Origin of the sequence: uncultured Draconibacterium sp. (assembly GCF_913063105.1) — a bacterium.
Taxonomy (GTDB): domain Bacteria; phylum Bacteroidota; class Bacteroidia; order Bacteroidales; family Prolixibacteraceae; genus Draconibacterium.
Genome location: NZ_CAJXYQ010000038.1, coordinates 1 through 8,383 on the forward strand (window position 1 = coordinate 1; position 8,383 = coordinate 8,383).

Genomic DNA, 8,383 nt, shown 5'->3' on the forward strand with positions numbered 1-8,383 from the left:
TCAATCGTGCTATTTGGTAACTTTGAAAAAACACAAAGGTTATTTTTGACTTGATTCTTTGCTTCGTTTCTCATCTATGGAGAAATGAAGGCCTGCCCGGCGAGGGTTTAAGCTTATTAATTGATTCGGCTTTCATATTAGCAAGCTAATTAAATAAGTTGCTCCACCTGAAATTCTAACTGATCCATTTTTTTAAGCTACTATTAAACCTAAAGAAGAAAAGTATACCGGCTGTACCTAATCCTACCAGGTAGCCCATCCATATACCTTTGGGGCCAAATCCGAATTTAAATGCAAAAATATAACTTACCGGTATGCCTATTAGTAAATAGGCAATAAAAGCGATTAGCATCGGTTTGGTAACATCGGCCATTCCTCTTAACGAGCTTTGCATTACCACCTGTAAACCATCAAAAAGCTGAAAGATTGCAGCAATTACCAACAATCCTGCGGCCACATTAATCACCTCTCTATCACTTGTAAACAAATAAGGAAGTAAATTACGTCCAACAATAAATAGTATGGCAGCAACACTCATAAATAGAAGAACCAGGTGTGTTGATGCAAAAACAGCCTTTTTTAACGACTCAAAATCCCGTTCTCCCATTTGATGGCTAACACGTATTGTATTTGCCTGCGCTACTCCGAGGGAAATCATATAAGTAAACGTAGCCAGTCCGAGTGCAATCTGATGAGCTGCCAATGGTGTTTCGCCCAACCATCCCATCATTACAGCACCAATACCAAAAGCAGCAACCTCAACAATTAATTGAAAACCTATTGGAATACCAATATTCAATAAGGGCTTAATGTATTTTTTAAGCAAAGCCTGGTGGTGTGCTAACACAAAATAACGCCTAAAACGTGAATTTCGAAGAATAAAAAAGGCAAATAAAACCGGCATACAAATGCGTGAAGCCAGGGTTCCTAATCCAGCTCCCAGTAGCCCAAGTTCCGGCATTCCCAGTTTTCCAAAAATAAATACATAGTTCACCAATATATTTACCACATTTGCTGTAAGGGTGATTTGCATGGCCAATTTTGTGTTTCCAATACCTTCAAAAAACTGCTTTAAGGTAAAAAACAGCATAAATGGCAGGTACGAGCAACATAGCAACAAATAATAAGGGCGGGCAAGTTTTAACACATTATCAGTTTGCCCCATAAACGGCAACATAAAATAAATTGAAAACATCAGCATTGATAAAACTATTGCCATGATGGTATGTGCAAAAACACCATTTTTTAACCATACAATAGCTTTTCGAAGTTCATTCTGTCCAAAAGCCTTTCCTACCAATGGCGTAAGGCCCATGGTTACCCCCATTCCAAAAACCATCCCAATCATAAATACGCTATTGGCAAACGATGCTGCAGCCAACTCGCTTGTTCCCACATGCCCCACCATCATATTATCAACCAGTGAAACAGTTACTTGCCCAATTTGCGACAATACAATTGGAAGTGCCAGAGCCAGGTTGCGTTTATAAAAAGGTAAATAGTCTTGAATTTTCACGCGTCAAAGATAATTTTTATTTGGGTGTAAAATCAGATTATCTATTAACCGCGAAAATTGTCTGACAAGAAAAGGACATTTGTTTTTTGAAAAACGTATGAGATAAAATAAGTACCTACAGCGAGAACCAGTAGCTAAACTTGAGCATAAATGCGTTTTCTGCACTAATTTTACGAATGTCTTTCAAACTGTTTCCCAACGACGAATTATAGGCATCAACGTAATTACTGCGGTTATGGCTCCATACCAGGTACAATGTTGATCCGGTTTTATATTCCCAACGTGCCACAAAATTTGATCGAAACTCCTGAAATTCGAAGTCAAAATCGTAGTACGAAAAATCGTGATAAACATTGCCGGCATCATCTTTTAAAAGATTATCCTGAACGGTAAGAAAATCATAGCGTTTGGCGAGGTCTTTCGCTTTCGAATCTTTTACACGGCGGTAATCGAGGTATTTTCCCGACGAAACATACGGGCTGCCATAATATTGCAGCGACAATTCAGGTGTAATAAAAAATTCGGCCCTAAAAGTGGTATAAAATGTTTGTCGATCGAGGTTACCCACCACATATTCGTAGTTATCGTTAACCATCGTCCGTCTTACATACTGGCTGTTGTCTTGCTCGTTAATGTAAGTAGAGCTGGAAGAAAGCATAAAGCGTGTACTAATGCGCCAATCTAAATAAAAGGTATATGAATTTTCAAAAGTAATATCATCTGCATATCGGGTAAAATCGGAGCGTAATCCTACAAAAAAGTCGCGTTGCGAGTTGGTTTGTAAAGCTGCCGAAAATTTGTTTCGGTTATCCATGCGTAACGATGGGCCACCTCGCAGTGCACGGGTATCAATCTCATTAAATACTTTATAAGCTACCAGGTCGAATTTCCAGTAATTTTTAAAACGTAAGCGTAGGTAGGTTGTTAAATTATCGCGCAGGTTTTCGCCACCATAGCTCCAGTTATGGCCTTGCGATAAGTGAAGCGAATAGTTTAACAAAATGCCTTTGGGTTTATTTACACGATACTGCAGGTCGAAATCCTGATTAATGTAGTCGGCCTGGCGCAAGTAGCCAACATCGTTCAAATCTACACCTGGTGAGCGCCATTCCAATTCGCCTGTAACACGCAATTTTCCGCTACGCTTTCCTCCGGCGAACTCTCCACCCCAGCCACTCAGACTGGTTTTAGTATCATCATAGGTTAAATGATCCGCATCTTCGCGTTGGAAATAATGCCGGGAGTTTCGTTGCAAGCGCGCAATCGATTCTTCGGAACCACTAATCCTCGAACCAAAGCTTTTGGCAGCAATGTAGTACTTTCGGTTTTTCCAGTTATGCTCAAAGTCAAGACCTCCAACCATTGAATTATCGGTCAAAAATTCCAGGTTTTCATCTTTAATATTTCTTACGGTAGAGGTAAAAATTCCACCAAGCACAGTGCTTCCTTCATTAAAATCCTGCTTTAAGCGGACTATTGAAAAATTTGTAAACGGCTCAACAGCTTCTTTTATACTCTCATCGGCCGATTTTACAGTTGCTGTTTCGCGTGCGGTCATGCTGTTTACCAATCCCATCGAAAAGCCTTTTTTATTTTTTCCGGTAAGTTTCAGTGCATTTATAATCGCTGTATTGTCGGGCATTTCCAATCTTTCACCATTCTCCTCATCATAATCAGGTTCGTAGCTCGGTGCATGTCCTATTCGTCTGGAATAAAACAACATATCACTTCCCGAATTGTATTCCAATATGCTGTTTCCTTCCAAAAAAAACGGCCGTTTTTCGTCGTAAAATGTTTCGTACGATGTAAGATTTAATTCAGAAGGATCGGCTTCAACCTGCCCAAAATCAGGATTAAAGGTATAGTCGAGGGTAAAATTTGAAGTAACACCAATTTTTCCATCAAGTCCAAAACCAAAATTATTGTTATCGTTCGACTCCGGAATATATTTAGCACTGGCATACGGCATTACCTCGAAATTACGTTTGTACGGAATATCTTTTATACCTCGTAACTCGCCAAAAATATAAACCATGGCAGGCGCATCAATAGGAATCAGTTTCCACTGGCTTTCTTCGCTCAGTCGGTAAATGTATCGCCAAATGTGCATTCCCCAAATGTGTTCTTCGCTATTTGCAAAACGAATTTGCGTAAACGGAATCCGCATTTCGGCATACCAGGCCGAGTCTCCAACAGATGTTTTACCATCCCAAACGGCATTCCAGTTAAAATCCCAGCCGTATTCCCCCATGTGCATTAAGTCAACCTTCTGTCCGGCCGAGGTGAGATTAAATTCAAAAGCAGTTTGTTTATCGTTGTATGAATCAATGGCCACACCAGCTATATCGCCAACTGTATAATCGTCGCGAGGCCCTAAATTAACACTCATTTTTTCGGGTTCATTGTCAAAAGCCTTAATAGCAAAATAGAGGTATTTATTATCGTATAAAATCTTTATTTCTGTTTCTTGCGAAGGCGCATGTGCCTGACGTGGTTGTTGCTGAATAAAACCACCATCCCATTTCCCAACTGATTGCCAACATTCGTCATCAAGCTTACCGTCGATTTTTGGAACCAACGACGTACGTGTAGCATAATATACTCTTTTAATACTGGCATAATGATTTACCAACGAGTCATCAGAGAGGGTATATTTAAGATCCTGAGCCCTTAATAAAGACACAGAAAACAAGCATAAAAGAAGTGTTAGAGTGTATTTTGATTGCATGGTCGGTTTTATATTAGCAGCAAAAATAAGTAATAATAAAGAAGAAAAAAATAGTTATCATAAAAAATATAATTTTAGAACCATTGTTTTTGTAATTCAAATTTCACTAATCTTTTATCCTTTCAAATAGCTTCTTTTTACATTTATTAACAAAATAGCGGTATTAACGTATTGAACAACAAGTAACTTCAATGCCAAATCAGGCAGAGCTAAACAATTTTTCAAAAACAGAGTTATTATTTGCAGCAATTGAGATGATTTAAAATTATTGATTTCAAATTTGTATGAACAAAATCAAAAAGATTCTAATCGCAAACCGAGGCGAAATTGCAATTCGTGTGATGCGAACCTGCAGGGAACTGGACATTGAAACCGTTGCCATTTACTCGGAAGCCGACAGAACATCACTTCATGTTCGCTATTCACATGAAGCCTATTATGTTGGAAAAGCTCCTTCGAGCGAGAGCTACTTAAACGTTGATAAAATAATAGAAATTGCCAAAGAAAGTGGCGCAGATGCCATACATCCCGGCTATGGTTTTCTCTCCGAAAATGCAGAATTTGCACGTCGTTGTACCAACGAAGGTATTATTTTTATTGGTCCTTCGCCTGAAGTTATTATCCAAATGGGCGATAAAATACAGGCTCGGGATGCAATGACAAAAGCTGGAATACCAGTAGTTCCGGGTACCGATGGCGAAATAAAAACAGAAGATGAAGCTCTTGAGGTAATCAAAAGCATTGGGCTTCCGGTAATGATTAAAGCATCAGCAGGTGGCGGAGGAAAAGGCATGCGCCTCGTTAAAAACGAATCGGAAGTTGTTTCGGCAGTGCGTGCAGCGCGTTCAGAAGCTAAAGCCGCTTTTGGTGATGATGCTGTTTACATCGAAAAATACATTACTTCGCCACATCATATCGAGTTTCAAATTTTAGCCGATCAGCACGGAAATACTGTGCACCTGTTTGAACGCGAATGTTCTGTGCAGCGACGTCACCAGAAAATGATTGAAGAAACACCGTCTCCACTGATGACACAGGAACTGCGCGACGAAATGGGCAAAGCGGCCGTAGAAGCTGCCAAAGCTGTTAATTACGTAGGGGCAGGTACCATTGAATTTTTGGTTGACAACGACCTAAATTATTATTTTCTGGAAATGAACACGCGCCTACAGGTTGAGCACCCAATTACAGAGCGAGTTACCGGAATTGATTTGGTCAAACAACAAATTTATGTTGCAGAAGGCCGTAAACTCGAATTTGGCCAAAGCGATTTAAAACAAAAGGGGCATGCCATTGAGTGCAGGGTTTATGCGGAAGATCCGGATAATAATTTTATGCCCAGTGCCGGCAAGGTTCATAAAATTTCGGCACCACTGGGTTTGGGGGTTCGTACCGACGGCTACGTTTACGAAGGCTACGAAATACCTATTTATTACGACCCAATGATCTCTAAATTAATTGTTTGGGGAAAAACCCGCGACGAAGCCATCGCCCGAATGCGCAGAGCTTTGTACGAATACAAAATAACCGGTGTAAAAACCTCAATAAAAATGCTCGAACGCGTAATGAACAACAAAAATTTTATTTCAGGAAATTACGACACACATTTTATTGAAAAAAATCAGGAACAATTACTATCGAAAGCAACAAAAGACAACCCTGAAGACATGGTTATTATTGCTGCTTTTATTGATTACCTTGATAAATTAGGAAGTACTGAAGAAGTACATAAAGAATTTGTTCCGGCACAAAGTCGCTGGAAAAAAATCCCATACGTAAATCATTTTTAAACTATAAATATGGCTGTTGAAATTAAAATTGGCGATAGACTGGCATGGGTCAATTTGCTAAAACAAGATGGAAACATTTTGGAAATAGAAGTAGACGGAAAAGTCTACAATGTTGACCTTATGCACACAGCTGACGGAACTTTTTCAATACTTGAAAGCGGGCATTCGTACAATATTGAACTGGTACCTGAAGCAACTCCGAAAAAATACACCGCCTACACCCTTTACGATAATTTCGAGGTGGAAGTGATTGATGCAGAAGCAAGATATTTACAAAACAGAAATGCGAACGGAGTTGGACAGGGAGACAGCAAAATCTCTTCGCCCATGCCCGGGAAGGTTGTTAACATTTTGGTTAAAGAAGGTGATTCGGTTAAAGAAGGTGATACGGTTATTATTATTTCTGCCATGAAAATGGAAAGCGAATACAAAGCTCCCAAAGACGGAACAGTAAAAAAAGTAAATGTAAAAAACCAGGACACCATTGACAGCAACCAGGTTTTGATTGAATTGGATTAAAAGAAAAAAAAATGGATTTAAAAGCAAAATACAAACAGCTTGAAGATTTTAATGCTCAGGCAGAACAGGGTGGAGGCCAGGAACGAATTGAAAAACAACATGCGGCAGGAAAAAAAACAGCCCGCGAACGTATTCTTCAACTACTCGATCCGGGAACCTTTACAGAAATTGACAAATTAATGACCCACCGCAATTACGATTTTGGTATGGAAGCCAAAAAAGTGCTGGGCGATGGCTTAATCTCGGGTTATGGAAAAGTAAACGGACGACTGGTTTATGTTTTTGCCCAGGATTTCACTGTATTCGGCGGTTCGCTAAGCCGTGCCAATGCCGATAAAATTGTAAAAATTCAGGAACTCGCATTAAAAATGGGTGCTCCGGTAGTTGGTCTTAACGATTCGGGAGGTGCCCGTATACAAGAAGGTGTTGAGAGTCTTGCCGGTTATGCCGACATCTTTTATAACAATGTGGTATCATCAGGCGTTATTCCGCAAATTTCGGCAATACTTGGCCCTTGTGCCGGCGGAGCAGTGTACTCTCCTGCCCTTACCGACTTTATTTTTATGGTGAACGAAAAAAGCCACATGTTTGTAACCGGCCCCGAAGTTATTAAAACAGTAACCCACGAAGATGTATCAAAAGAGGAACTGGGAGGTGCCCACACCCACAGCTCGAAAAGTGGTGTTGCTCATTTTACCGGAAACGACGAAGACCAAACACTTATGATGGTGCGCGAACTATTAAGTTTTCTTCCATCAAACAACCTGGAAGATCCTCCGGTAAAACCAACCATAGATCCATCAGACCGAATTATTGAGGAATTGCAGGAAATTGTACCGGCCGACCCCAATAAACCTTACGACATGCACGATATCATCCAGAATGTGATAGACAACAAACATTTTCTGGAAGTGCAACCGCAATATGCACAAAACATAATTGTTGGTTTTGCCCGTTTTGCAGGACGCCCCGTGGGAATTGTGGCCAACCAACCGGCTCACCTTGCCGGAGTGCTCGATATTAATTCATCGGTTAAAGCTGCACGCTTTGTGCGCTTTTGCGATGCTTTTAACCTGCCGCTGGTAACTTTTGTTGACGTACCCGGCTTTTTACCCGGTACCGGACAAGAATTTGGTGGTATAATTAAACACGGTGCAAAATTATTGTATGCCTTCTCGGAAGCTACCGTACCAAAAGTTACCGTAATTACCCGCAAGGCCTATGGTGGTGCCTACGATGTTATGTCGAGTAAGCACATTGGTGGCGACGTAAACCTGGCTTACCCAACTGCCGAAATTGCGGTTATGGGCCCCGAAGGTGCTATAAATATAATCCATCGCGAAAAAATGACCGATGAAGAGAAAGCGGCCAAAGTACAGGATTACCGCGATAAATTTGCCAATCCGTATAAAGCTGCTTCGCTGGGGTATATCGATGAAATTATTCACCCGCGTGAAACCCGAAGGAAAGTAATCGATGCTTTGGATATGACTTCAAATAAACGCAAGTCGAATCCGCCAAAAAAACATGGGAATATACCGCTTTAAGAAAGAAAGTAGTAAGATTGTCATATCGAACGTTGTGAGAAATCTGTTGCATTAACAGCTTACACAAACAGATTTCTTTCTTCGTTCGAAATGACAGCAAAACCGAAACTCCCTTAACAATTCAATTATATTCTCGAAAAAACCCCAAACTGTTTGATAAATAACAATTTATTTCTATTTTTGCGCGTCCAAAATTTTGGATATTATATTTAATAATTTAAAAATTAGATGATTATGTTGAATCAGTACGAAACCGTTTTCATTTGTACTCCCGTTTTATCTG

At 40.1% G+C, this 8,383-nt stretch carries 5 protein-coding genes; 3 read left to right on the forward strand and 2 right to left on the reverse strand.

The genetic code is table 11. The annotated features are described in order from the left end of the window. Window positions 1-175: 175 nt before the first annotated feature. Both QZ574_RS19300 and QZ574_RS19305 read right to left on the reverse strand, forming a co-directional pair. Window positions 176-1,516 (reverse strand): MATE family efflux transporter, encoded by a 1,341-nt coding sequence (locus tag QZ574_RS19300; protein ID WP_297092618.1) that lies wholly within the window; start codon window positions 1,514-1,516, stop codon window positions 176-178. 115 nt (window positions 1,517-1,631) lie between these two features. Then, a complete protein-coding gene (locus QZ574_RS19305; protein WP_297092620.1) occupies window positions 1,632-4,244 on the reverse strand; it encodes a DUF5916 domain-containing protein in 2,613 nt (870 codons plus the stop codon). Window positions 4,245-4,528: 284 nt separating this feature from the next. Here QZ574_RS19305 and accC point away from each other — a divergent pair, with 284 nt between their 5' ends. The 3 genes from accC to QZ574_RS19320 are packed head-to-tail and all read left to right on the forward strand — an operon-like array spanning window position 4,529 to window position 8,100. Next, window positions 4,529-6,034: an acetyl-CoA carboxylase biotin carboxylase subunit gene (gene accC / locus QZ574_RS19310; RefSeq protein ID WP_297092623.1), complete on the forward strand. Its 1,506-nt coding sequence runs from the start codon at window positions 4,529-4,531 to the stop codon at window positions 6,032-6,034. 9 nt (window positions 6,035-6,043) lie between these two features. After that, the gene (locus QZ574_RS19315; RefSeq protein WP_297092625.1) at window positions 6,044-6,553 is read left to right on the forward strand and encodes a biotin/lipoyl-containing protein; all 510 of its coding nucleotides are present in this window, start codon (window positions 6,044-6,046) and stop codon (window positions 6,551-6,553) included. 11 nt (window positions 6,554-6,564) lie between these two features. After that, a complete protein-coding gene (locus QZ574_RS19320) occupies window positions 6,565-8,100 on the forward strand; it encodes an acyl-CoA carboxylase subunit beta (RefSeq protein WP_297092627.1) in 1,536 nt (511 codons plus the stop codon). Window positions 8,101-8,383 lie beyond the last annotated feature (283 nt).